Consider the following 25684-nt stretch of genomic DNA (forward strand, 5'->3'; position numbering starts at 1 on the left):
CCGTTGCTCACGGCTAGGGTGTGCACTGTGCCTTGTGCGTCGGTGTAGCTTGCGCTGATCGCGCCCACATCGTTCGCTTCTGCGCTGTATTGACCGTCCACTAACGCGTCTAACGTTAACGTCACCGCCGCTTCGCTTGGTTTGTCTAAGCTCACCGCAAAGTTTGCTGTGCTGCCTTCGTTCACGTCCCCTGCGTCCGCAACGCTCAAGGTTGGTTTATCGTTGTCTGTTGGCTTACCTGGATCGACGGTGCCTGTGCCATCGTCTTTGATGGTCGCCGTCGCGCTTTGTTTCGCTGCATTTGGATCCGTGATGGTCCCGGTCGCGCCCGCCACGTTGACGTTGAAGCTTTCGCTGCCTTCGTAGACGTCATCGTTCTCGGTCACTACGCGTACGTTCACGTTTTGCACGCCCGCTGCGATGGTCAAGATGCCGTTCGCCGGTACCGCGTTCCACACGCCCGGTGCACTTTCATACTCATACGATTTGATGTCCGCCGCTTCGGCTTCGTCGTAATCTAACGTCAACTGCACAGTCACGTCTGTGTCCGCTGTCGCACTCAAGTTCACAGTGAAGTTCGCGGTGCCGCCTTCGTTCACGTCACCACCACCAGTAATGCTCACCGATGGGCGGTCATCTGGATTTGGATTAGTTGGGTCAACCGGGCCGGTGCCGTCATCTTTGATGGTCAACTCGCCCGTACCTGAGCCTGTCACGCCGGTGGCTCCCGTCACTTTAAGGCTCAGCTTCTCATCGCCTTCGTATGTGCCGTCGTCTTTGGTCTCGACTTCAACGACTAACTTAGTTTCACCCGCTTTTACGGTGTAAGAGCCATCAGCGTTAGGTGTTACTACGTTACCTGCGGCATCTTTTACCACAATGCTGGTGATATCATCCGCTGTTGCGGTGCCGTAAAGGGTTTCTAGCGTTACGCTCACGTCAACTGATGCGGCTTTGCTTAAGCTCACATCAAAGCTCGCTGTCGAGCCTTCGTTAATCACTTTACTGTCTTCGATGCTCACCGATGGGCGGTCATCTGGATTCACTGGGGGAGTAGGATCGGTTGGGTCAACAGGGCCTGTGCCGTCATCTTTGATGGTTAGCTCGCCCGTACCTGAGCCTGTCACGCCTGTTGCGCCGGTCACTTTTAGGCTCAGCTTCTCATCACCTTCGTACGTGCCGTCGTCTTTGGTCTCGACTTCAACGACTAACTTAGTTTCACCCGCTTTGACGGTGTAAGAGCCGTCAGCGTTAGGTGTCACTACGTTACCCGCGGCATCTTTCACAACAACGCTTGTAATGTCGTCCGCTGTTGCCGTTCCGTATAACGTCTCAAGCGTAACGCTTACATCGCCTGACGCAGCTTTACTTAGACTTACGTCGAAAATTGCTGTTGAGCCTTCATTAATGACTTGGCTGTCTTCAATACTTACTGTTGGCTCAACTTCCACTGAGCGGAATAGATCAAGCAAACTTAAGCTTTGAGTACGAGACAAACCTAGGCCTTCGAAACCTGTTGTTACAAATTCGGTAACTGGGATGGTTTCGTCACCATCACGTTCAATAGTTCCACTGCTAACTAGGCTCGAACCTCGTACACCTGCCGCAGTTGCGAACTCTTCGCCTAACTCTGTAGGATCTTGCCCTTCTTCTAAAGCGGCAAAAATATTTTCAATATCTTGGTCAAGATCGACTTCATCGCCATCTTTTCCTTGTGGCGTAAAGCGCTTAACTGAAATCTGAGATTCAGAATTTACATTTTGGGATTCTAAAACGACATCCCCAGCTTGTAATGGCTGGCCGTCTTCTAGGACCGTGATTGTGCCATCTATCGAAATAACAATGCGTTGACCTAATGCTAATGCACCGCTCGCATTCAATACTGTCATGTCCATATAAATCCCTAAGCTCATTTTCTGTTTGCGACGTCAAAATAGTGACATCAATTTTATAATCTAGTGACAATATAACATCTAATGTCATATAATTCCTAGCTATGAATTACATCTTTAATAACTTACAATGTAAACGAATGATAACGGTCACTGAGTGATAATTAAGATGACGAAAACTTCCATATAAGTTATTGTCTTAGGGAAAGATAACCCAAACACTCAAATCAAATTTAAGTACTCAAAATCGACTTAAATTGTACGGCGATCGGTTAACAACTTTACAACCATTTACGAATGCTCATTGAGCATTCGTTATTTTTTTGGCGGTTCATCTAAATTTGATATATTCAAGCTTAAAAGCGACAAACTTAGGTGATACTCCATTTTTGGGAGATTGAAATTGAACTGGATTAAAACGACTACATTAGGGTTGGCTATTGCACTCAGTTTACCGGCTAGCGCGCAAACCTTAGAGCAAGCCGTCGCGTTTACTTTAGAAAGTAACCCTGAAATCAAAGCGGCATATAACCAGTACGTTAGTCAACGTTACCTTAACGATGCTTCTGGTGGAGCTTACCGCCCGAGTATAGATTTAGACGGTGGCATTGGTTACGAATATACGGATTTGGCGACGAATTCGAGCTCAACAGATCTAACGCGTAAAGAAGCAGCAATTACGTTAACACAACTCATTTGGGATGGCGCGAATACTTCTAACGACATTGATCGTACCGCTGCTGATGCAGAGTCTGTCCGTTATCAATTGCTATCTAGCGCTCAAGATATTGCACTGCAAGTAACCAAAGTCTATCTTGATTCCGTTAAAGCTTACGAAGTGCTTACACTTTCTGAAAACAATCTGGCGACGCACAAAAATATCTATATAGATATCAAGAAACGAGTTGATTCAGGCATTGGATCTACGGCAGACATGTCTCAGGTAGAAGCTCGTATTGCAAAAGCTCATGGTAATTTGCTGGCAGCTCAAAATAATTTATTTGATGCCCATACTCAATTCAAACGCCTTGTTGGCCAAGCCCCACTAGGCTTGGTATATCCACGTGCTGACGCAGGCTCTATTCCTTATACGATCGACGGTGCTTTGGCAAAAGCCTTTAACCAACACCCGGTTATCAAAATTGCACAAGCTGACGTAGATTCAGCGAAGTTCCAATACAAGCAGTCGAAGAGTACCAACTACCCAACTGTTTCTTTTGAAGCCGCTCAAAGGTGGCGCGATGATGCAGGTGGTACGAAAGGCAACAGCGATGAATTTTCTGCGATGCTTCGCTTAAAGTACAATCTCTATAACGGTGGAGCCGATCAAGACCGTGCCGAAAGTGCCGCTTATCAACTCAACAAAGCAAAAGACCTACGTGAGAGTACTTACCGTAATGTAGAAGAAAGCTTACGCCTTTCATGGAGCGCTCTTGACTTAACCGTTCAGCAGAAAGATTTCTTGTCGGATCACGTAGATTCAGCTTCTGACACCGTTATCTCTTATGAAAAACAATACCGAATTGGTAAGCGTACCCTTCTCGATCTACTTAACACTGAAAATGAACTCTTCGAAGCACGTAAGGGATTTTTAGACGCTAAGTACGATGTACAGTACGCAAAATATAGAGTCATGAATGCAACAGGTAACCTATTAACAGGGTTACGTGTAGAGACTCCACAAGAATGGAATGAAAAGGTAGAATATTAATGAAGCTTCTCAAAACTATACTCCCACTATGCTTCGTGGTTGCTTCTGCCAACATCATGGCTGAAACAAATGATGAATTCACTTATCGTGCTCTTCCTAGCACCACACAAAGTTATGATCTCGAAGATGATGATAATGATGGTGTTATCAACGCTCGCGATTTATGTATAGACACACAAATAGGCGCTGAAATAGATAATGATGGCTGTGGCTCGTATTTCGAGTCTAGCGAAGAAAAAGATCTTCATATTTTATTTGCCAATGACTCTGCAGAAATTAAACCTGTGTTTCTGAGCCAAATTCGTCAAATGGCTGCGTTTCTAAAGCGTTACGAAAACACAAGTATTCAATTGCAAGGTTATGCTAGTAAAGTAGGTAATGCCGAATACAATCTCAAGCTCTCAGAAGAACGTGCGGTCAATGTAAGACGTGCGCTCATCAGCAACGGTATCCCGCCATCAAGAGTCTATACCGTAGGGTACGGAGATGCAGGCTTCCGTGATAATGACACCGAAACTAATCATGCATTGAACAGAAAAGTCGTAGCCTCTGTTGTCGGATTTAAAGGCAACATCAAAGAAGAGTGGCATATATTTACTAAAATCGGCAAATAGATTCTACCGCACCCAAACCATACTGAAACGTTTGGTAAGCGTTTCAGTATCCTTATAATTCCTTGATCGCCATATACCTACCCCTTGTATAATGTTAATCTTGTCTTGTTATCAACATAGAGAAATTATTCATGAGCAAACTAACCGCTGATACTCAAGCAAATCTAGAACTTTTCGTTTCTGAAACACAAGAAACTAAACTGGTATGGGGCCTTCGCAACGAAGAAGGTTGGCTAGCATGTGACTCAAGTGAATTCGAAAACAGTGAAGTGATGCCGTTCTGGTCTTCAAAAGAGGACGCTCAGACTCACAACGTTGAAGAGTGGGCAGACTTCGAAGTATTAGAAATCCCACTAGATATCTTTGTAGAAGATTGGTTACTGACCCTAGCTGAAGATGGCGTTCTTGTTGGTACTAACTGGAATGCAACATTGGAAGGCAAAGAGCTTGAGCCTTCTGATCTAGCGAAATTATACATCTAGCTTCCAAGATCGGTCGTACAATAGCGTACGACCGGTTACCCATGATAAGCCATTGAGAATTAGAGATTTACCTCACATAACAAACCATCAACTCGCCAAAAAAATTGAAGCAATATCAAACTAACAATAGAATATCGTTCTTTATCTGATTGATATTATCTCGTGATTCACTCCATTTTCATTGCCTTTCTGCTTCTCATCAACCTTTATTCCTTTAGCCAAGCATCAACAGCGGATCATGAATCTTCTCCAACAATTAGCACCTCGGTATTAGATCCCCACGCAACTCCAAATGCTGATTGGAACGCACTCTATCTCTCGACTCTAACTCATTCCCCTTCGCGCGCATTGAACATGCTGCAAACACGCTACACGAGTTCAACAACCTACGGGGATAAGCTCTACCTATCGGCACTGCTATATCAATACATGAGCCAGCGCGATCAACCGTTTTATGGAATCGCTTCAAACGACAGTGACTACCAAGCGATAGAACAAGCGTTTATTAATGCCCTAGTAAATGATGGACAAGGTCAGTACAAAGAAGCTCAACAAGGCTTTTTGTCCATATTAGTAAAAATGCAATCAATCAACGATGTTACAGGTAGAGCATTATTAAAATACCAATTATGTCGTTCTCTCAATGAGCAAGCTAAATACCATCAAGCGAACTATTATTGTTCTGCACTTCAGTCGGATTTGCATGACATTGCTGACCCTGTATTACCAAAATTTGGCACTTATCGAGTGATCGCTAACAATCACCATTTCCGCAGCGACTATCAAGCCGCACTAGATACTTACCTATCACTGATAAGCGTGTTCCCACAAGGACACGATATTTCGGGGATCTATAACGATGTGGGTAATTTGCTCAAAGAGTTAAAGCAATATGATAAATCGGCAGAGTACCTCATAGAAGCACTCGCTCTGAGATCGGATGCTTCTGATTTGATGAAAGCACAAGTTCATCATAGCCTTGCAGATCTTTACCTTAATCAAGGACAAAGTGACCTAGCAATTAATCACTTTCAAAAAGCAAAAGCACTGTTGACTACATCATCTCATAGCTACGGTATTGCGCTAACAACTCTTGGTTTAGGAAAAGCATACACGCAGACGAAGAACTATGATTTGGCGAGAGACTACTTAGTAGAGTCTCTATCGGCTTCAAGCAAGCTAAACAACGATGTCATTCGAATCAACGCTTTCTTGGCAATCAGCGATATGTTCGAAGACCAAAAACTTAAAACGGAAGCGCTCAATTATGCACAACAAGCTTTGGAGCTATCCGAACAAGTCACAAGACACAAATACACAGCTCAAGCACTACTTCAACTTTCTGATATTTATCAAACTCTCAGCGATTACAAGCAAGCTTTCTATTTCTATCAGCGATACACATTAATACAGTTCGAAACCCGAGATATAGATAACAGGTTGGCTTTTGAAGCACTAGATCTAGCTCATGCTAGGTACGAAAAAGAACTAGAGAGTTCTTTCCTGAGACATCAAGCAAATTTAGACCGACTTCAAATCGAAAAGATGGAACATCAAAGGATGGTGTATAACATCATTGTTATTCTATTGCTGTGTGCGGCTAGCTTTATGATCTTCACAAACAAAGCCATTCGTGCGAAAGCAGCAATCGATGCCATGACAAAGGCGTATAGTCGCACCGAGATAATACGAAGAGTCAAGCGTATCAAAGCCTGTAAAGGAACAGAAAAACAACATGTTCTCGTTTTACTCGATCTAGATAAATTCAAGAAAATTAATGACCAATATGGCCACCCTACTGGTGATAGAGCGCTCGTTCATATAAGTCATCAAATAAGACAACATTTAATTAAAGGTGAGCTGTTCGGGCGTTTAGGCGGCGAAGAATTTCTGATCGTGCTTACTGATACAAAACCAGCTGAAGTACAAGAGCGTGTAGAGGAGTTACATTATGCCATTTCGAGTGCAGTCTTCTTATCAGAAAACAAAAAGCCACTTAATGTAACCGCGAGCTTTGCTTATTTAGCAACCTCAAACGCATTAAGTGACTTTGATGACTTGTATTCAGTGCTTGACCAGGCGCTGTATCAAGCAAAGAGCAACGGCCGAAACTGCATCATTGATGCTTATAACGAACCTATTGACTCATGAGGTTATTTATTCTCACCCTGCTTGCGAATCAATTCAGCCATAATACCTTGGCGATCACCTAGGTAATCGCTAAGGCCTATTTTGCGTAGTTCACACGCTGGACAGTCGCCGCAGCCATCGCCGATAATACCGTTGTAGCAGGTCAGTGTTTTGTTTCTAACAAGTTCGAGTGCTGAATACTGATCTGCCAACGCCCATGTTTCAGCTTTGTTGAGCCACATTAACGGTGTTTTAATATCAAGCTGCTTATCCATACCTTGTACAAGCGCAGAGTTCATCGCTTTCACAAAGTCATTACGACAATCAGGGTAGCCTGAAAAATCTGTTTCACACACACCCGTGATTACGGTATTTGCACCGATTTGGTAAGCGTAAATACCCGCCAAAGTTAAGAACAGAATATTACGACCGGGAACGAAAGAATTCGGTAGCCCATTCTCTTGTAGCTCATGAGAGACAGGAATATCGTCACGAGTAAGAGAGCTAATAGCCAGTTCATTCAACAGAGTCACATCCATTACTTTGTGCGCTTTCACACCAAGTTCTTTCGACAATGACTCAGCCACTTCAATCTCGAGTCTATGGCGCTGGCCATAGTCAAACGTAATCGCATGAACTTCATCATACTCTTTTAAAGCTTGAACAAGACACGTTGTTGAGTCTTGACCACCACTGAATACTACCACTGCTTTTTTCATCTTAAATCCTTACGAGAATCTTCTACTAGCGACTTATCTAGGCCAGTAAACAAATGCAACCTATGCGATGCTCAAATATTTGTGAGTTTGAATAGATAAACGCCAGTTACGTTCAATACAAGTATCAATACACAGTTGCGTTGCACGTTCTTTTTGGCTAATCGGCTGAAGTGCAATGACTGTATTTTCAGGAACATCGGCTCTAGCAATAAGAGCATCTAGTTGCTCAATATCTTTACCGGTACCAACAGGGTGCTTGATTTCATTCGCACGAACGAGTGCACTATCAAGGATATCCAACTTGGCTTTCATTGCGACCTTTGGTGACACCGTAACCCAAGTGTCCGGTGTGGCTTTTACTTCCGATGTTCCGCTGGTCTCAATCTGACAACGACAACCGTGCTGCTCAAATGCTTCAGTAAGAGGGACAAGATCATAGATGCACGGCTCACCACCGGTAATCACAATGTGCTTCGCGGTGTAACCTTGCTTGATATATTCATTCACGATTCCCTGCGCATCAATTGCAGACCAAGTCGGTGAATCCTCTGTCTTAACCATAATATTACCAAGGCTCGTTTCATCTTCCGGCAACGCTTCCCAAGTCTGTTTGGTATCACACCAAGAACAGCCTACAGGGCAAATTTGCAGTCGAACAAAAACAGCAGGAACGCCGGTAAATACGCCCTCGCCCTGGATGGTTTCAAACATTTCATTAATCTTGTACAACTTACCCTCAGCTCAATCATTTGATGAAATTAATCAACCGCAGACCTTAAAGCACTTGCCCCTTTTGGTCAAACAAATGAGTACTGATAAATGAGTTGATCAAAGCTCTAGCCTGAACTTTCAAGTTCCCTTATCCTTTCGCCCATTAGATTTCGTTAGCTTTTAATTTTTTAGTAAGGAACAACATGTACAAACTGATTGCTCTTGATATGGATGGCACACTGCTCAACAGTGATAAAGTAATTTCTCAAGAGAACAAAGACGCGATTGCCAAAGCACGCGCTGCAGGTGTGAAAGTGGTTCTGGCTTCTGGTCGTCCTTTAGAAGGCATGCAGAGTAAGTTAGACGAGCTTTCAATCAACGGCGAAGATGACTTTGTGCTCTTCTACAACGGCTCTATGGTTCAAAACGTCTCTACAAAAGAACTCATTCACAGTGAGATCAGTAATGGTAAAGCCGCGAAAGAGATCGCAGCCCTCGCTGTACAGCTTGGTGGTTATGTTCATGCATTCAGCAAGATTCATGGCTTAATCACGCCTGAAAACAATGAGTACACAGCTATTGAAGCGCGTATTAATGGCTTAGAGATTACCGAGTTCGACTTTTCTCAACTAGAAGATGACCACGAAATCATCAAAACTATGATTGTCGCAGAACCAAGCAAGCTGACTGAAATCATCAGCAAGTTGCCACAAGAGCTTAAGACTCAATTTACTATCGTGCAAAGTGCACCATTCTTCTTAGAGTTCCTAAACCCAAATTCAAACAAGGGTGTCGGTATTGAGGCGATAGCAAAGCACTTGGGTATTACAGCAGAAGAAGTAATCTGCATGGGTGACGCTGAAAACGATCATCATATGCTTGAATACGCTGGCCTTGGCATTGCAATGAAAAACGCAATGGAAGAAACCAAGAAACTGGCGGATCACATCACAGCGAGCAACGACGACCATGGTGTAGCGGTCGCGATTGAGAAGTTTATCTTCAACTCATAAACGCTCAGCAGCTATAGTGAGAATTACTTTTTTCTTGTTGCACAAATGACAAAGGCTGTGCACTGCACAGCCTTTTTTGATTTTATATTAGTCGGTTCGCCTACTCTCTTTTCCATGGCAGACGAAACGCCACGACACCAAATAGAATCAAGATTGGGAAACGTAAGGTCTCAACGATAAATGAAGCAATGCCACTGAATGAGACGAAACTTCCTGCCCAGCTAATCAGCAGATTCCCCGCTAACAACATCGCCATCACTCCAAATACAATCTTGAATGAGAACTGGCCGACCAAAGGCTTCGAATCCGTTAACGTTACTAAGCATGCAATCGTCATCAAAATTGCTACCCAGAAAGAGAATGTCGGCAATGGCCATATAACAGTGAGAACAATCGACAGTAAGCACAATGCCCACCAAACACCTTTAGAACTCAATAAAGCACTAATATCAACATCAGGTTTCGCATCTAATCTCACGATGTGCCAAGTCGTTAATGCGCCTAATACGCCACCCATTAATACATCACTAAAGAATGCACTACCTGAATAAGACTTAAATAACATGATCCATAGCAAACCAACGAGCACTATCAGAATAGCTTTTTGCTCCAAGAGGCGCTTTAGTTTCCAAAAGACCAACAAAGTTAAACTCACCCACAAGCCAGCCAATAAACTTGGGAAGCTATAGCCACTGCTCATCACTAGTTTCAATGTTGGCAAGTAAGCATGCGGACGTGGAAAACCAAACCCTTGGTGGGCGATTAAAGTGAGCAGTGTCACTGAAATCAAAGTGAAGCCAAACTTCAATGCGAAGTTACGGCCAAAATGCCAAGCAATTAGCGGCAATATCACGATAAAAACCCATGGCTTCGCTAACGAGTCAGTTAAAAGTACAGTATTCGCAAACAAGCTTGGCATCTTATCGAACGCGTTTTGAAGCGACACAATCCAATTTAGTTCAACTTGATGGACTTGGGGTGCCGCGCCCACCAGCTCAGTCACATACGTCACAGGTTGATCTGTCGCAGATAAAAACAACTCATTAATCTCTGACCACTGCTCTGGGTAACGATATTGCTTTGCTTCCAACTCAATGGGAGGAAGTAACATCGCTCTACTAACTTCCACGCCATAATGAGGAGCAAACCATATAGGTAGTTCAAAACCACCTAGCTCATTTCGAGTTTGAAAACTGATCACTTCAGAGTCAGAGACACAATCATATACAACGGCACTGTCGGTATATCCCAACACATCACCGACCGTCACGGACAAGCCCGCCTCTTCCCAAGTTTCTCGTTGCGCTGCGATGGCAGGCGGCTCACCAGAAACCACAGTGCCTCCCGGTAGAGACAATTGCCCCGTGATCAATTCATCAACCAACACGATTTGGTTATCAGCACGTACTACACACAAAGCGCCCGCGATATGATCGGGCAAAGTGTTGTTAGCCCAAGCGGAAGTAGTACTCAAAAGAGACAGTATGAAAACGAAAAAATATCTAATAACCAACGAGTTTACCTAAAAATAAGAGAAGAAATTTAAGACTGCTAATACACGAGTCTATTGTAATCAAAGCCACACAAAATCGCTGTCTACGTTTTGTGCAAAGCCTTCCTCATCCATTGAATGTGAGGTGTGAACCCCATTTTTTGATAGAAGTCCTTGGCAGGTGAATTAAAGTCCCAAACCTCTACAAAGACTTGTTCAACGCCATAATCATCAAAAGTACTTTCAACTTTGTTAAACAACTTTTCAGCAATTGATTCTTTTCGATAATCAGGTAAGACAAACAGTTCATCGACACTCCCCATCGGCACCGGTTTACTCACCGTTGAGATAAGCTCACAAAAATGTCCGGAGATAAAGCCAACAATTAGTTCACCTTTTAATGCCACGTAGACTAAGCATTCAGGATCATCTAAGTAACGTGCAATGCTTTTTTCCTGCTCAATCTCTTCTGCCGTTTTAAAGTGCTCTGGGCTTGCAAGGTGGTGGTGATGGTGGAGATCGAACATTAACTCGTTAAGTTGTTCCAAATCCGCGTGCTTTGCGGCCCTTAAGGTGACATTCATGACTATTGCGCTTCTCAAACCAAATTAATATCTAAACTGAGTCTAGTTTACTTGGCGTGAGTATCTATACAAGTTATTGAATTAATTCATTGTTTGAAGTGTGTATTTTAGATACAAAAACGACCACATTACGTGGCCATTCTGTTTGAATTATTTTGAATTAAACGAATATCGAAGCTATGGCTTTTGCTGTAGCTTCAGATTTATGCACCGTTATCTTCTTTCTCTTCTTTGAGATCAGCAAGTTGTTGTTCCAATTCAATAAGCTTAATTTCAGCCTCAACTTCAGCAACTCGTTTTTCTGCATCGGTGCGATTCTCTTGCGCTAGACCGTCAGCAGTAACTTGGGTTCGTTGTGCGTTTCTTGCATCGTCCGTATCTTTCATTGAACCCGCAACGCCACCGGTCACGCCACCTAATGCAGCGCCCTTTACGGCTAAACTCGCATCTCCAGTTAGAGCGCCTGCTGTCGCTCCTAATAAAGCACCACCTACAGCACCACGATTACGTGCGGCATTCTCATTTTCGTTATCCATTGCTGGTGATGCGCAACCAGAAAGAGTCACAATCAGTGTCGCTAAAAGAAAAGGTTTAGTGAATTTCATAGGAGTCTCGCTTAGTTCTTCGTTTGGAGTAAAGCCATCTTAAGCAGATCCGTTAACCAGATAAATAAAGCCACCTTTAGACGATACATCATACTTAGCTATGTATTTCGCAGTTAACACATAACCGATTGATGACGTATCGCATTGGTGTACCTAATTCATCAGACACAAAAAAGGCGACCAACAAGGTCGCCTCAAGAATGATTGCCGTTCAGGTTTAGTCTTTAGACCAAAAGTTTTGCATATTTTCTGCACTAGGTGGTGGCCTAACACCGCAATCTCGATAATGATTTTTATCGCCTATCCCCAGTATCTTGCCATTTTCGTCATCAATCATTGCGGCAACTTTAACACCGTCTCCCACATGACGAGTCAACACGACAATTTCACCGGCTCTTTCAGACCTTACCGCGCCTAAGATTTGATATTCGTAGCGACCTTTCCTTGAATTAACGATCATCTTCGAGTTAATAGGATCAGCTTCGTACCCTACGCCAATATCAAAAACCGCTTGATACAAATCGACACCAGTCTTAGATACGCATTTAAATACCTTAGGATGACTCAAGGGTTTTAACAACGTTCTGCTGATATCATTCTTTGAAATGGCAGCATTAGCAGCACCACTAACAAGTAAAGTTATGAGTAAAAGGTAGGTTCGCATAAAAAGACCTCAATATGTGGGATTCATAATGAGGTCATATTAAGCACAATGGATAAGCGGATGAATAAAGTAGAGTTTAGATAAACCATCACGTTTGGCTATGCGTTTATAAACGCACCAAATAGAGATTAACTAATCTTCAAAGTTCATCTACCTAGCTTTTCTGCAATTTCCGTTAAGCTTGTTGGATCATCAATAGTAGAAGGCACCACATATTGCTCACCTTCGGCTATCTGTCGAATAGTTCTACGCAAGATCTTACCTGAGCGCGTCTTAGGCAGCCTCTCAACCACCAAGGCTTGCTTAAAGCATGCAACCGCACCAATCTCGTTACGAACCTTGCCAACCAACTCCGCTTGCAGTTCAATGCCATCGACTTTTACGCCATCTTTTAACACAACTAGACCTAATGGAAGTTGTCCTTTTAAGTCATCGTGAATACCGACTACCGCGCATTCTGCAATGGCTGGGTGACCGCCAACGATCTCTTCCATTTCACCAGTAGACAATCGATGTCCTGCGACATTAATCACATCATCAATACGCCCCATGATAAATAGGTAACCATCATCATCGAGATAACCACCGTCACCCGAAACATAATAGCCCGGGAACTGACTCAGATAGCCAGACTCAAATCGGTCATGGTTGCGCCAAACCGTCGGTAGACAACCTGGTGGTAATGGGCGTTTAAGCGCCACAAATCCTTGTTGATTAGGCAGAGCTACTTCGCCTAGTTCATTGAGGATCTCCACTTGATAACCCGGTACAGGTTTCGTTGAAGAACCGGCTTTCACTGGCAAAGACTCTAGCCCTGTAGGATTTGCAGAGATAGCCCAACCCGTTTCGGTTTGCCACCAATGATCGATAACCGGCTTATTAGTATGAGACTCAACCCAATCCAATGTTGGCGGGTCTAAGCGTTCTCCCGCCATGAAAATCGACTTGAGCGATGATAAGTCATACTTGGTGAGCAACTCACCTTCAGGATCTTCTTTCTTGATTGCTCTAAATGCTGTTGGCGCGGAAAACAACACATCGACGTTGTACTCTTCACACACACGCCAGAATGCGCCTGGATCTGGTGTTCTTACCGGCTTACCTTCAAACAGAATCGTAGTGCAGCCGTGAATCAATGGTGCATACACAATATAGGAATGCCCCACTACCCAGCCGACATCAGAAGCCGCCCAAAATACGCCATCTTGCGGCATATCGTAGATGGTACTCATCGAGTATTTCATCGCAACCGCATGACCACCATTGTCACGCACAACACCTTTTGGCTTACCCGTGGTGCCTGATGTGTAAAGGATATACAACGGATCGGTTGCCAAGACTGGAACACAACTGTGTGGCAATGCATCGTTAACTGCTTGCTGCCAAAGTACATCGCGTTCATTGTTCAATTCGGCGAGAGACTGCTCTCTTTGGAATACCACCACTTTCTCAGGCTTCCAGCGGCTGTCCATGATTGCGCGATCAACCATCGGCTTATATGGCAAGACTTTGTTTATCTCGACACCACAGGAGGCAGTAATCAACACCTTCGGCTCGGCATCTTCAATTCGAACGGCAAGCTCATGAGGAGCAAAGCCACCAAACACCACCGAATGCACCGCGCCTAGTCGTGCACAAGCCAACATTGCCATTGCCGCTTCAGGAATCATCGGCATGTAGATCACCACACGATCGCCTTTGGTAACGTCTTGCGTCGCTAACATACCTGCGACTTTTGCCACTTGGTCACGCAGTTGGTCGTAAGTGTACGATGATTGAGTCCCTGTCACTGGAGAGTCGTAAATCAGCGCCACTTTATCACCACGACCATTTTCGCAATGATAATCCAACGCCAACCAGCAGGTGTTCATCACTCCATCAGGAAACCAACGCTCAATACCGTTATCGTCAGTTTGTAACATCGTTTTTGGTTGTTCAAACCAATCTATCGCTTGTGATTGTGTTTCCCAAAACGAATTTGGGTCTTCCCTAGCCCATTGATACTCGGTGATATAGTCTGTTTTTCTGTTCATTCGATTCGTAGCAGACATAGTGCCTCCTCCATGATTCATCCATTTCTCCAAGTGCCTAGCCTTTGGCCGTTCACTTGGGTGCACTCTTTTCTCAGCGTTGTGTTCGTGAACATTAAACCGTTCACGACAATCGCTTTACTTAGGAAAAGGCACACGGATGGCACCTTCCATGATCACTCGGGCACTACGACTCATAATCGCCCGTTCTATTTGCCAACCGCTTTCCGTCTGAATAGCTTTAGCACCCACTTTTAAGGTTCCTGATGGATGACCAAAGGTAACAAAATCTCGGGAACCCTCACCGACTGCCAAGTTCACTAAAGTGCCTGGCACACTTGCCGCTGAAGCAATGGCGACCGCAGCGGTGCCCATCATGGCGTGATGCAATTGCCCCATAGACAAAGCTCGCACCAGAAGGTCGGTATCGTCAGCTAATACCGATTTACCACTTGAAGCTTGATACACTTGAGGCTTAGCAACAAACGCGACTTTCGGTGTGTGTTGGCGTGATTCAGCTTGTTCTAAAGAATCAATCAGCCCCATCGCAACCGCACCATGTGCTCGGATGGATTCAAACAGAGCCAAGGCTTTTGAATCACTGTTGATATCAGATTGAAGCTCTGTGCCTTGATAGCCCACCGATTCAGCATCAACAAAAATGGTCGGTATTCCTGCGTTGATGTATGTCGCTTTGATGCAACCCAGATCTGGAACATCTAAAAAATCGACAACATTCCCTGTTGGAAACATTGAACCACTCGCATCGGCTGGGTCTAGGAAATCAACTTGGATTTCAGCAGCGGGGAAAGTGACACCATCGAGTTCAAAATCACCTAACTCTTGGACTTCACCACCAGCGATAGGTACATGAACAATAATGGTTTTCTCTATGTTCACTTGCCACACTCGCACCTCGACCACACCGTTTTCTGGAATACGATTCGAATCGACCAATCCACTATGAATAGCAAATGGGCCTACTGCAGCAGACAAATTGCCGCAGTTACCGCTCCAATCAACGAACGGCTTGTCTATTGCTACTTGGCCAAAGAGATAATCAACATCGTGATCGGCTTTACTGCTTTTCGAAACAATAACGGTTTTGCTGGTGCTGGATGTTGCCCCCCCTATACCATCGGTTTGTTTGCCATAAGGATCCGGGCTGCCAATCACACGCAGAAGCAATGCGTCTCGTGCATCTCCAGCAACTTGTGCAACTTCAGGTAAGTCACTTAGGTTGAAGAAAACGCCTTTACTTGTTCCGCCCCGCATGTAGGTAGCAGATACTTTTATCTGTTTGATGTTCATAACCAGCTCCTACTGTGCAAGAAAGTCTTTGGCGAAACGTTGCAACACGCCACCAGCGCTGTAGACATTCACTTCGTCTGCGGTGTCCAGTCGACAGGTCACTGGCACATCAAGCTTTTCACCGTTTTTACGAGTGATGACGAGAGCCAAATCAGAACCTGCTTCAATGTCGCCGTACACGTCGTAAAGCTCAGTGCCGTCCAGTTCTAAGGTGTTGCGATTGGTCCCCGCTTTGAATTGCAGAGGCAACACACCCATGCCAACCAAGTTGGTTCTGTGAATTCGTTCAAACCCTTCAGCCACAATCACTTCAACACCCGCTAAGCGCACCCCTTTGGCTGCCCAGTCACGTGATGAACCTTGTCCATAATCGGCACCAGCAACAACAATCAAGGGTTGTTTACGGTTCATGTAGGTTTCTATCGCTTCCCACATTCGCGTAACTTGACCTTCGGGTTCAACTCTTGCTAATGAACCTTGCATAACTTCTCCGGCATCCCTCACCATTTCGTTGAACAGTTTAGGGTTGGCGAAGGTTGCTCGTTGTGCGGTTAAGTGATCACCTCGATGGGTCGCATAAGAGTTAAAGTCCTCTTCTGGGACTTCCATTTTGGTGAGGTATTCCCCCGCTGCGCTCGAAGCGAGAATCGCATTTGAAGGAGATAAGTGATCCGTAGTGATGTTGTCACCCAGAATCGCTAAAGGTCTCATCCCTGAAAGGCTACGCTCTCCCGCAAGAGCCCCTTCCCAATAAGGTGGTCTGCGTATATAGGTACTTTGAGGTCGCCAATCATAAAGTGGCTCAGTAGTCACCTGATCCTCGTCTGGCTGGAACATTTTTACGTAGATTTGTTGGAATTGCTGAGGCTTAACATGCTCACCGACAACAGCATCGATCTCGGCATCACTCGGCCATAAATCGCTTAAGTAGATTGGCTTACCATAGTTGTCAGTGCCTAAGCTGTCTTTCTCGATATCAAAGCGAATCGTGCCAGCCAACGCGTATGCAACCACCAACGGCGGTGAGGCTAAAAACGCTTGTTTGGCATAGGGATGGATTCGACCATCAAAGTTTCGATTCCCTGACAACACAGCAGTTGAGTACAGGTCGCGGTCTATGATCTCTTGTTGGATTGTAGGATCCAACGCCCCACTCATTCCGTTACAGGTAGTACACGCATAACCCACGATACCAAAGCCTAATTGTTCCAGCTCAGGTAGCAAACCTGCCGACTCAAGATAGAGCTTGGCAACTTTAGAGCCCGGCGCAAATGACGTTTTCACCCACGGCTTACGAACTAATCCAAGCTGATTGGCTTTCTTGGCCACCAATGCTGCGGCGACTACGTTTCTTGGGTTGCTGGTGTTGGTACAAGAAGTAATTGCCGCAATGATTACGGCACCATCAGGCATTTGCTCTTCGCTGTACTGCTTAGCATGCTGCTCTTTCCAAGATGCTTGACTGATGCCTTGTTCAGCCAGTTCTCTGGTTGGCAAACGACGATGTGGATTGGATGGCCCTGCAAGATTGCGCTCAACCTTCGATAAATCAAACTCTAATACACGCTCATATTGAGCAGAGTCTAGATCGTCAGCCCATAACCCAGTTTGTTTGGCGTAAAGCTCTACCAATTCAACTTGTTCAGGCTCTCGCCCTGTAAGCTTGAGGTATTGAATGGTCTGCTCATCGATGTAGAACATACCCGCAGTCGCACCGTACTCTGGCGTCATGTTAGATATTGTTGCGCGGTCACCAATGGTCAGTGCACGCGCCCCTTCACCGAAGAATTCCAAATAGCTTGAGACCACTCTCTCATTGCGAAGAAACTCAGTAATGGAGAGCACAATATCAGTCGCGGTAATGCCTTCTTGTCTCTGACCGGTAAGTTTAACGCCCACGATGTCTGGTAAACGCATCATAGACGGACGACCGAGCATCACAGTCTCAGCTTCCAAACCACCGACACCTATTGCAATAACACCCAGAGCATCAACATGAGGAGTATGACTGTCGGTGCCGACACAGGTATCGGGAAACGCGATACCCTCTTTGGATTGAATCACCGGAGACATTTTCTCCAAGTTAATCTGGTGCATAATTCCATTACCCGCTGGGATCACACTCACGTTTTTAAACGCGGTTTTACACCATTCAATAAAATGAAAACGGTCTTCGTTTCTGCGCTCTTCAATCGCGCGGTTTTTATCAAATGCTTCGCTATCAAACCCGGCATGTTCCACTGCCAAAGAGTGATCAACAATCAGTTGAGTTTCGACCACTGGGTTCACCTTGGCAGGGTCTCCGCCTTGATCGGCAATCGCGTCTCTTAATCCAGCCAAATCTACTAGGGCTGTTTGACCTAGAATGTCATGACACACCACTCGCGCAGGATACCAAGGAAAATCTAAGTCGCTCTTGCGTTCAATGATCTGTTTTAAGCTATCTTCAAGGGTTTCAGGATCACAGCGTCTTACCAATTGTTCCGCCAACACTCGCGACGTATAAGGCAAGGTTTTATAAGCGCCCGGGGATATTGCTTCTACCGCTTCGCAAGCGTCGAAATATTCTAAATGGGTTCCGGGTAAAAGTTTCCGGTACTGATTTTTATCAAGGTACTGAGCTTGTTCAAGTTTTACATCAGACATACATCCACCATTATCTGTTAAATTCTATTCGTTGGTTCTCGAGGCCTTATCACAAGAAGAGAAAAGTCACCTCGATATATAAGTCGGCTCGATATAGAGGACTAACGTAGATGAATAGGCAGCCAGTCTTGATGCTCTGGGCCGGTGTAGTCTGCACTTGGACGAATGATGCGATTATTTTCTCTCTGTTCGAACACGTGCGCCGTCCAACCCGTAAGGCGGCTCATCACGAAGATAGGAGTAAACAATTTGGTTGGGATGTCCATGAAGTGGTAGGCCGATGCATGGAAGAAGTCAGCGTTACAGAACAAGCCTTTCTCGCGCTTCATTACCGCTTCAACACGTTCTGAAACGGCGTAAAGCTGTTGATCTCCCACTTCTTGAGCTAGCTCTTTTGACCAACGCTTGATTAGAGCATTTCGCGGGTCGCTTTCACGATAAATGGCATGACCGAAGCCCATGATTTTGTCTTTGTTAGCAAGCATCTGCATGATGTTCGTTTCAGCCTCATCGGCGGTTTGCCAATCTTGGATCATTTCCATCGCCGCTTCATTCGCACCGCCATGCAAAGGGCCTCTCAACGTACCAATCGCTGCGGTGACACAAGAATGGATATCCGACAGCGTTGATGCACACACACGAGCGGCAAAAGTCGAAGCATTAAACTCATGTTCCGCGTAAAGGGTTAGCGAGCAGTGCATCACCTTCTTGTGAAGTTCACTCGGTGCTTTATCCGTTAGCATTTTCAAGAAGTAGCCACCCAAACATGCTTCACTTTGATCTTCAGTATCAATGCGCACGCCATCATGGCTAAAGCGATACCAGTAACAAATAATCGCAGGAAAAAGTGCAAGCATACGTTCTGTTGCTGATAGTTGCTCAGAGAAGTCCGATTCTTGCTCTAAGTTACCCAACATTGAACAGCCCGTTCTCATCACATCCATTGGATGAGCGTCAGCAGGGGTAAGCTCTAATGCTACTTTCAAAGGTTGAGGCAAGCCGCGCAGACCAACCAACAATGTTTTGTAATCATCAAGCTCTTTTTCACTGGGTAAATGACCTCTTAGTAGCAGATGCGCCACTTCTTCGAACTGAGCATGATTAGCAAGGTCGGTAATATCATAACCACGGTAGGTTAAACCAGTTCCTGATTTTCCTACCGTACATAGCGCCGTGGTTCCCGCACTTTGGCCGCGTAAACCAGCACCACCGATTGCAGGTGTGCTGGCTGTTTTTTCGCTTTGTTGTTGGTTTTCTGTAGAAGCCTTTTCGACAGTTGCTTTATCACTCAAAGATACAGACATGTTGAACTCCTTTTCTGTGTTAGCCGCCTGCACTCTTTGGTGCTGCCTGTTTATATGTCCGATGATCTTTATCATCGGTACTGGATATGGCGACTAACCATTTCACGTTATTGGATTAAGTTGATTTTTGATTAATTGAAACTGGTTTACCCTTCGCTTGAAAACAACTGATCAAGCTTGTTCTCGTAGTCGTGGTAATTCAGGTGTTCGTAAAGCTCTTTACGGGTTTGCATTGAATCCAACAGAGCTTCTTGATTGCCTTCAACTAACAAGTGCTTGTAAACATTCTCCGCCGCTTTGTTCATCGCACGGAACGCACTCAATGGATAAAGCACCATGTCGACACTTGATTGGGCTAACTCGTGACAGTTGTAGAGTGGTGTTTGGCCGAACTCAGTGATGTTCGCGAGAATAGGCACGTGCTTACCCGTTGCAGATTTCAGCGCCGCCGAGAACTTCACGTATTGGTCGAGTTGATTCATCGCCTCAGGGAAGATCATGTCTGCGCCCGCTTCAACACAAGCTATCGCTCGTTCAATCGCACTATCAATGCCTTCAACCGCCAATGCATCCGTACGCGCCATAATCACAAAGCTCTCATCGGTTCTAGCATCGGTTGCCGCTTTGACTCTATCGACCATCTCTTGTTGGCTCACAATCGCTTTATTTGGTCGATGACCACAGCGTTTTTGCGCGACTTGGTCTTCCATGTGAATCGCAGCTGCCCCCGCCTTTTCCATCGCTCGAATGGTACGTGAAATATTAAACGCTCCGCCAAAACCCGTATCGATATCCACCAGCAATGGCAGATCACACGCATTGGTAATACGTTCAACATCCACCAACACATCGTTCAATGTCGTAATACCTAAATCAGGCAAACCATAAGACGCATTGGCGATACCTCCACCCGACAAATAGATCGCTTGATGCCCCAAGTTTTTTGCCATCATCGCGCAATACGGATTCACCGTGCCGACGATCTGTAATGGGTCGTTGTCTTGCACAGCTTGTCGGAACTTTACTCCTGCTGATAACTTCATAATGACGCTCCCTGTTAATTGTTTATTTCTAGCTAATCTTTAAAACTTACGGCTTTTGGTTATCGCCAGCACTGATCTGCTGACAGGTTCCAATGGTCGCTTAATCAAGATCTTTGGATTGAATTTGTTGTTCTATAAGCAATCGACTACCCGAGATGTGTCGTCGCATTAGCATTTCTGCTAGCTCTTCATCGCGATTACGAATCGCTTGTAGGATGTATTTGTGTTCATCGAGCGCCTCTTTTGGTCGAGACTGAGCCCTAGGCGATTGATAGCGGTACATGCGTAATAGGTGATAAAGCTCATCACACAGCAGCGAAATGAGTTTGCTGTTACGACTCGCTTTGATAATGCGGTAATGGAAATCAAAATCCCCATGTTGATGAAAGTAAGAAGAACCTTCGACTTCATCGATGTGCTTTGAGTGTGTCGACAATAATCCTTCAAGCCCGATAAGCTCTTCTTGTGTGATATGTCGCGCTGCTAGGCGAGCCGCCATGCCTTCCAATGCCTCTCGCACCGCGTAAAGCTCTAGCAGTTTGTCTGCAGAAAAAGTAATAACTCGAGCGCCGACATGAGGAATTCGCTCAATAAGCCCTAGCCCTTCCACACGCATTATCGCTTCACGTAATGGACCTCGACTTACCTCGAAGCGTTTGGCCAGCTCAGGCTCCGAGATCTTACTGCCCGGTGCTAATTCACCGTTAACAATCGCCTCAACGAGGTACTCAGTCAGATTTTCCGACTTGGTGTTTTCTTTGTCGCTCACACGTGTTTTCGTGTTTGCACTTAAGGTGAGATCTTTTATCGCAGTATTCATATTCACGCTGCTCACTTCTGATTGCCGACCCTAACTGTCAACAATTTCATAACATGAACATAAAATACACGATCAAATTGTCGACAATCAAGTAGATTGTCGACAATTTAGACTAAGGTAGTATTTTTTATAGACGATAAAAACTCACCCAAAAGGACACTAAAAACAACTTAACTAATTGTTATTTATCGCTTAAAACAGACTAACAACCACCAACCCGATACATACTCTAAAATTATTTGGAATCGATGTGTCGACAACTTATCGCCAAACTTGTCAATCGCAGCTCACTCTGTGTCTATCCACCTGCTCACCGATAAACAGATATAAAAAAGGCGCACTCATGTGCGCCTTTCATTCATCGAACCCGTTCTAACAAGCCAACCTTTAATCAAGCTATCTGACGAGTGACTTCGAGGTATTTGCTGATATCGACAAAATCAATCTGTTCTGGTTTGAGATACTCTTCTGCATAACGCAGGTGAGTACCGCTGGTTAAGAACAATCTAAACAGCTCGATATCTAGATGCTCGTCCAACGCCATTTTATACATGATGTCGACAGCAACACTGATTGGTTTCGCCTTCTTATAAGGCCTATCCGCAGCAGTTAACGCCTCAAAAATATCTGAGATCACCAGAATACGTTCTGGGATTGAAAGGTCATCACCTGTCAGCTTCCTTGGATAGCCTGTGCCTTTAAGGGTTTCATGGTGAGTCGACGCATAACGAGGCACACGGCTTAGCTCTTTCGGGAATGGCAGGTTTTCAAGCATCTTGATGGTACCAAGCATGTGCTCATTTATCTTAAACCTATCTTCAGCAGTTAAGGTACCACGCGCAATACTCAGGTTATAGACTTCGCCCAGATTGTATAAGTGCTCAGGCACATCCATTTTAATTTGATGTTTCGGGTCAAACTCTAACGGCCTATCTCTTTTCACTATATGCTCTGCTTTATCACTTAACAGTGGCTCTGTTGCAGGTAAACTTGCACTCGGTTCTCGGTTCAACGCCTCTATCGGTGATAAACCAAGTTGATCATCAAAGTTACGCGTCCAAGTCGTCTCAGCGATAGATCGAATACGTGCGACTTTATCTTCACTCATGAATTCACCACCAACGTTTGATGCCGCGATAAAAGCAAAGTCCTCTTGTAGTTGCTGTTTGGTTGACGCAAGTTCATCAGCTACCAGCTCAGCCGGTAGAGATCCTTCGAGTTGTTTTGTCAAAGCTGTAATTTCTGCATCACGCCAAAGCACTTCAAATCGAGTTCTCAACTCGTGAATTCGGTTGTAGTTAGCTTCTAGCTTCGTACCTTTATCGACGATGTGTTCAGGTGTCGTGATCTTGCCACAATCATGAAGCCAAGCAGCAATTCTAAATTCACGACGTTCATCGTCGTTCTCAAACTTAAAATCTTTGAAGTGCTCAGACTGGGATTTTTCAGCCGCATCAGCCAACATCAAGCCCAGTTCTGGTACGCGGTTACAGTGCCCAGCCGTATAAGCGGATTTATCATCGATAGCCTGGGCGATAAGTTTAATGAACGACTCAACAAAGGCTTCTTGGGTTAGCTCATGTTGCTTGAGTTCCATCGCCATGTCTTTTACCGCCACAGATAGCTCCCATACTTCTTTAATTCGAGTGTCAACAAGTTCGACACTGTCATAATCACGCATCTTGATCTTATGAGTCTCCTCCTCTAATTGACGAATAGGACGCACTATCGGTGCACCAAAAACCCAAGCAATAGGTAAGGTCAAACTCATCAGTAACATCGTTACGCCAACAGAGGTTACTAGACGTTTATTGACTGTACTAAAGATTTCAGTTTCGGGAATCAATACCGCAAAATACTCAGAGTAGTGTTCGCCTGTGTCTATTTTCTTTAAATAGAGATGCTTGATCTCGCCATTCAACTCTACCCTTATCATACTGCCTTCAACCGTTGCTTCCTTAGTCAAATCATAAAGTTCAGTATAAGGAACCGTCGTATTCGTATTAAAGCCGGTATCATGGAGCCACTTTTTCGCTAAGGCATCAAGTTGTTCACCACTTAATTTACTGATAGCTTTATCAATAATCGGAAGCAATTGCTTATGCTTGCTCTGCAACACCAAATGGAATTGATTTGTGTAGTTCTGTTTTAGATCTTCTAGAGTCCCATTGACAACAAGGCCTGGTTGGAAAAACCTATCTAATGCAAACGAGAGTACGGGTTCAGCGTCTAAGAATGCAAAGTTCTCTCCGCTTTCAATTGAATTAAATGCAGACTCCAGGTTTTCAAACTCAACTAAATCAATATTCGGAAAGTCTTCCCTCATTTTAGGAATAATTGACCACCCAGATAAAATGGCAACTTTTTTACCCTCAAGTTCGGCATAATTAGTAACAACCTTCGCACCAACCTTTGTCACGATAGCAAACGGCAATTCATAGATTGGAGTTGTGTATAGGCCATTTATGCCATTATCTTTATAATTTTGCACCGATTGCAGCCCATCGATGCTTCCTTCTTGAAACTTATTGACAAGCTCTCCCCAAGAAAAGCCATTCACAAATTCAAACCTGATCCCAGTCATCTCACCGATCATTTTGAGAAGGTCTATCGCATAACCGTTTGGTTTTCCCGCCACAGAAAAGTCCATCGGCCCCCAATCATTTTGATTAGAAACTAGCAGCGGAGGGGTATCGTTAACCAAGGTTTTTTGCTCAGATGATAGTATCAATGTTGATACATCAAACTCCGATTCCTGATTATTAACCTTGAGGTTGGACGCAATGATATTTCCCGATTTCGAATATAAGAAAGACTCAACCTTACTATCTTCTGCTAATCCAAGCGCCGTACCTGATAATTTGTTAGCCAAAGAAGACAACACAATATCAATACCAATCACATGTTGAATTTCAGATTCTATTTTCGAATCAAACGCTAAAGAATAAGTTTGTCCGGTAATTTGTAAATGCTGAAAAAGATATGGCTGAGTTTTTTCGACCGACTGAACATTGGCAGAAACATACCAAGGCCTGGTCGTTGGAAAGTAGTTGCTCTGCTCCGTAGTTGAGCTTCTGAGCGTAAACTCTTGGTCAAAGTATTTCGTTGTCCGGACTCGCTCCTGCCCTATATTTTTAATCTCAACCACAACCCAACGATCCGTTTGTTGTGCACCTATTTTTTCTCTAACGACAGGGGCAGATTCTAGATTAATAATTTGGAAGAAATTTTCATCGGATGAGCCAATGTAAATACTATAAAAGAGAGGGTTATCTTTAATGGCTTCAGAAAGAATACTACGCGACTCTTCTTTCGATATTTTGTTACTGATTGACCGTTTCACTGAAGCAAGTAAACGCGCAGTGTTGGCTGCGTCAGAATCAATAGCGCCTATATAATCACTCAGGTCATGAGACACCATCGTCAATTTTGACAGAGTACTCTCCGTCGCCATTTTTTTACTGAAGTAATATTGCAGTGAAACCGCAACAACAGCAGTAAGAAATGTCGCGAGTAAAAACATTCCTCCAACAGTAAATCGTAACGAAATTTTTTTTAATGCCATTATTCGATCCTTGAATAACCATTAGCTCAGAAATGTAACGTGCCAGCAATATTTATATTATTACAGTAGCATACCCCACCTAGCAACACATTATTCTATATATACAAGAGCGTCTCCCTATCCCTCTCTCTGTGTCACAATAAAGTACCTACTTTAATGATACCCAACAGTATAAAACGGCTAATAGTCAAAACAAATTGTTCACACAACCTTAAGAAAAAATGAGAATAATTATTTCTTGAAGAATCCTAGAGCCACGTCCCCGTGAACTTTATGCACTTTATTCACCCAATGTTCTTTATCCTCAATATCGCCGCATTGAAGACAATTCTTTAACACACCGTTAAC

The 25684-nt window shown here is 44.4% G+C and carries 19 protein-coding genes; 5 read left to right on the top strand and 14 right to left on the bottom strand.

Annotated elements, in window-relative coordinates; translation table 11 throughout:
* The coding region (locus ACED42_RS09400; protein WP_371702279.1) for a Calx-beta domain-containing protein at nt 1-1895 on the bottom strand (1895 nt) is incomplete at its 3' end.
* A gap of 400 nt (nt 1896-2295) precedes the next feature.
* Here ACED42_RS09400 and ACED42_RS09405 point away from each other — a divergent pair.
* The 4 genes from ACED42_RS09405 (at nt 2296) to ACED42_RS09420 (ending at nt 6850) form a co-directional block, all read left to right on the top strand.
* A complete protein-coding gene (locus ACED42_RS09405; protein WP_009846631.1) occupies nt 2296-3603 on the top strand; it encodes a TolC family outer membrane protein in 1308 nt (435 codons plus the stop codon).
* Nucleotides 3603-4217: an OmpA family protein gene (locus tag ACED42_RS09410; protein ID WP_017103074.1), complete on the top strand. Its 615-nt coding sequence runs from the start codon at nt 3603-3605 to the stop codon at nt 4215-4217. The genes ACED42_RS09405 and ACED42_RS09410 overlap by 1 nt, the downstream gene beginning before the upstream one ends.
* 131 nt (nt 4218-4348) lie before the next feature.
* Nucleotides 4349-4699, top strand: a complete 351-nt coding sequence (locus ACED42_RS09415; RefSeq protein WP_017062305.1) for a DUF2750 domain-containing protein — start codon at nt 4349-4351, stop codon at nt 4697-4699.
* 162 nt (nt 4700-4861) lie between these two features.
* The gene (locus ACED42_RS09420; protein ID WP_371702281.1) at nt 4862-6850 is read left to right on the top strand and encodes a diguanylate cyclase; all 1989 of its coding nucleotides are present in this window, start codon (nt 4862-4864) and stop codon (nt 6848-6850) included.
* Nucleotides 6851-6852: 2 nt separating this feature from the next.
* Here ACED42_RS09420 and queC read toward each other — a convergent pair whose 3' ends face one another.
* Nucleotides 6853-7548 carry a 7-cyano-7-deazaguanine synthase QueC gene (gene queC, locus ACED42_RS09425; RefSeq protein WP_371702283.1) on the bottom strand — a complete coding sequence of 232 codons (696 nt, stop codon included), beginning with the start codon at nt 7546-7548 and terminating at the stop codon, nt 6853-6855.
* A gap of 60 nt (nt 7549-7608) precedes the next feature.
* The gene (gene queE, locus ACED42_RS09430) at nt 7609-8259 is read right to left on the bottom strand and encodes a 7-carboxy-7-deazaguanine synthase QueE (RefSeq protein ID WP_371702285.1); all 651 of its coding nucleotides are present in this window, start codon (nt 8257-8259) and stop codon (nt 7609-7611) included.
* 203 nt (nt 8260-8462) lie between these two features.
* On the opposite strand from queE, the gene ACED42_RS09435 reads away from it, so the two are divergent.
* Nucleotides 8463-9272, top strand: a complete 810-nt coding sequence (locus ACED42_RS09435) for a Cof-type HAD-IIB family hydrolase (RefSeq protein ID WP_371702286.1) — start codon at nt 8463-8465, stop codon at nt 9270-9272.
* 100 nt (nt 9273-9372) lie between these two features.
* On the opposite strand, the gene ACED42_RS09440 is transcribed toward ACED42_RS09435, so the two are convergent.
* From ACED42_RS09440 to ACED42_RS09490, 11 genes are all read right to left on the bottom strand, one after another.
* Complete coding sequence (locus tag ACED42_RS09440) at nt 9373-10785, bottom strand: NUDIX domain-containing protein (RefSeq protein WP_371702288.1); 1413 nt, start codon at nt 10783-10785, stop codon at nt 9373-9375.
* Nucleotides 10786-10868: 83 nt separating this feature from the next.
* A complete protein-coding gene (locus ACED42_RS09445; RefSeq protein ID WP_009846623.1) occupies nt 10869-11348 on the bottom strand; it encodes a GNAT family N-acetyltransferase in 480 nt (159 codons plus the stop codon).
* A 203-nt stretch (nt 11349-11551) separates the two neighbouring features.
* Nucleotides 11552-11953: a glycine zipper domain-containing protein gene (locus ACED42_RS09450; RefSeq protein ID WP_371702290.1), complete on the bottom strand. Its 402-nt coding sequence runs from the start codon at nt 11951-11953 to the stop codon at nt 11552-11554.
* Between the two features lie 217 nt (nt 11954-12170).
* A complete protein-coding gene (locus tag ACED42_RS09455; protein WP_371702291.1) occupies nt 12171-12617 on the bottom strand; it encodes a hypothetical protein in 447 nt (148 codons plus the stop codon).
* A 146-nt stretch (nt 12618-12763) separates the two neighbouring features.
* Nucleotides 12764-14668, bottom strand: coding sequence for a propionyl-CoA synthetase (locus tag ACED42_RS09460; RefSeq protein WP_371702293.1), 1905 nt, complete (start codon nt 14666-14668; stop codon nt 12764-12766).
* Between the two features lie 117 nt (nt 14669-14785).
* Nucleotides 14786-15958: a 2-methylaconitate cis-trans isomerase PrpF gene (prpF, locus tag ACED42_RS09465; protein WP_371702295.1), complete on the bottom strand. Its 1173-nt coding sequence runs from the start codon at nt 15956-15958 to the stop codon at nt 14786-14788.
* Nucleotides 15959-15967: 9 nt separating this feature from the next.
* Nucleotides 15968-18604 (bottom strand): Fe/S-dependent 2-methylisocitrate dehydratase AcnD, encoded by a 2637-nt coding sequence (acnD, locus tag ACED42_RS09470; RefSeq protein WP_371702297.1) that lies wholly within the window; start codon nt 18602-18604, stop codon nt 15968-15970.
* A gap of 101 nt (nt 18605-18705) precedes the next feature.
* Entirely contained in the window at nt 18706-19908 is a 1203-nt protein-coding gene (prpC, locus tag ACED42_RS09475; protein ID WP_371702298.1) for a 2-methylcitrate synthase, read from the bottom strand.
* 146 nt (nt 19909-20054) lie between these two features.
* Nucleotides 20055-20951 (bottom strand): methylisocitrate lyase, encoded by an 897-nt coding sequence (gene prpB, locus ACED42_RS09480; RefSeq protein WP_371702300.1) that lies wholly within the window; start codon nt 20949-20951, stop codon nt 20055-20057.
* 100 nt (nt 20952-21051) lie between these two features.
* Nucleotides 21052-21771: a GntR family transcriptional regulator gene (locus ACED42_RS09485; RefSeq protein WP_017071741.1), complete on the bottom strand. Its 720-nt coding sequence runs from the start codon at nt 21769-21771 to the stop codon at nt 21052-21054.
* A gap of 391 nt (nt 21772-22162) precedes the next feature.
* Nucleotides 22163-25336, bottom strand: coding sequence for an HD domain-containing phosphohydrolase (locus ACED42_RS09490; protein WP_371702302.1), 3174 nt, complete (start codon nt 25334-25336; stop codon nt 22163-22165).
* Between the last annotated feature and the right edge of the window lie 348 nt (nt 25337-25684).

The organism is Vibrio sp. FF145 (assembly GCF_041439075.1).
Lineage (GTDB): Bacteria > Pseudomonadota > Gammaproteobacteria > Enterobacterales > Vibrionaceae > Vibrio > Vibrio tasmaniensis_A.

Coding starts and splice junctions, on each gene's coding strand:
- ACED42_RS09445 (WP_009846623.1), bottom strand. CDS start 11,348: ATGAATGTCACCTTAAGGGCCGCAAAGCACGCGGATTTGGAACAACTT.
- ACED42_RS09490 (WP_371702302.1), bottom strand. CDS start 25,336: ATGGCATTAAAAAAAATTTCGTTACGATTTACTGTTGGAGGAATGTTT.
- ACED42_RS09455 (WP_371702291.1), bottom strand. CDS start 12,617: ATGCGAACCTACCTTTTACTCATAACTTTACTTGTTAGTGGTGCTGCT.
- acnD (WP_371702297.1), bottom strand. CDS start 18,604: ATGTCTGATGTAAAACTTGAACAAGCTCAGTACCTTGATAAAAATCAG.
- ACED42_RS09485 (WP_017071741.1), bottom strand. CDS start 21,771: ATGAATACTGCGATAAAAGATCTCACCTTAAGTGCAAACACGAAAACA.
- ACED42_RS09435 (WP_371702286.1), top strand. CDS start 8,463: ATGTACAAACTGATTGCTCTTGATATGGATGGCACACTGCTCAACAGT.
- ACED42_RS09415 (WP_017062305.1), top strand. CDS start 4,349: ATGAGCAAACTAACCGCTGATACTCAAGCAAATCTAGAACTTTTCGTT.
- queE (WP_371702285.1), bottom strand. CDS start 8,259: ATGTTTGAAACCATCCAGGGCGAGGGCGTATTTACCGGCGTTCCTGCT.
- ACED42_RS09410 (WP_017103074.1), top strand. CDS start 3,603: ATGAAGCTTCTCAAAACTATACTCCCACTATGCTTCGTGGTTGCTTCT.
- prpB (WP_371702300.1), bottom strand. CDS start 20,951: ATGAAGTTATCAGCAGGAGTAAAGTTCCGACAAGCTGTGCAAGACAAC.
- ACED42_RS09460 (WP_371702293.1), bottom strand. CDS start 14,668: ATGTCTGCTACGAATCGAATGAACAGAAAAACAGACTATATCACCGAG.
- prpC (WP_371702298.1), bottom strand. CDS start 19,908: ATGTCTGTATCTTTGAGTGATAAAGCAACTGTCGAAAAGGCTTCTACA.
- prpF (WP_371702295.1), bottom strand. CDS start 15,958: ATGAACATCAAACAGATAAAAGTATCTGCTACCTACATGCGGGGCGGA.
- queC (WP_371702283.1), bottom strand. CDS start 7,548: ATGAAAAAAGCAGTGGTAGTATTCAGTGGTGGTCAAGACTCAACAACG.
- ACED42_RS09450 (WP_371702290.1), bottom strand. CDS start 11,953: ATGAAATTCACTAAACCTTTTCTTTTAGCGACACTGATTGTGACTCTT.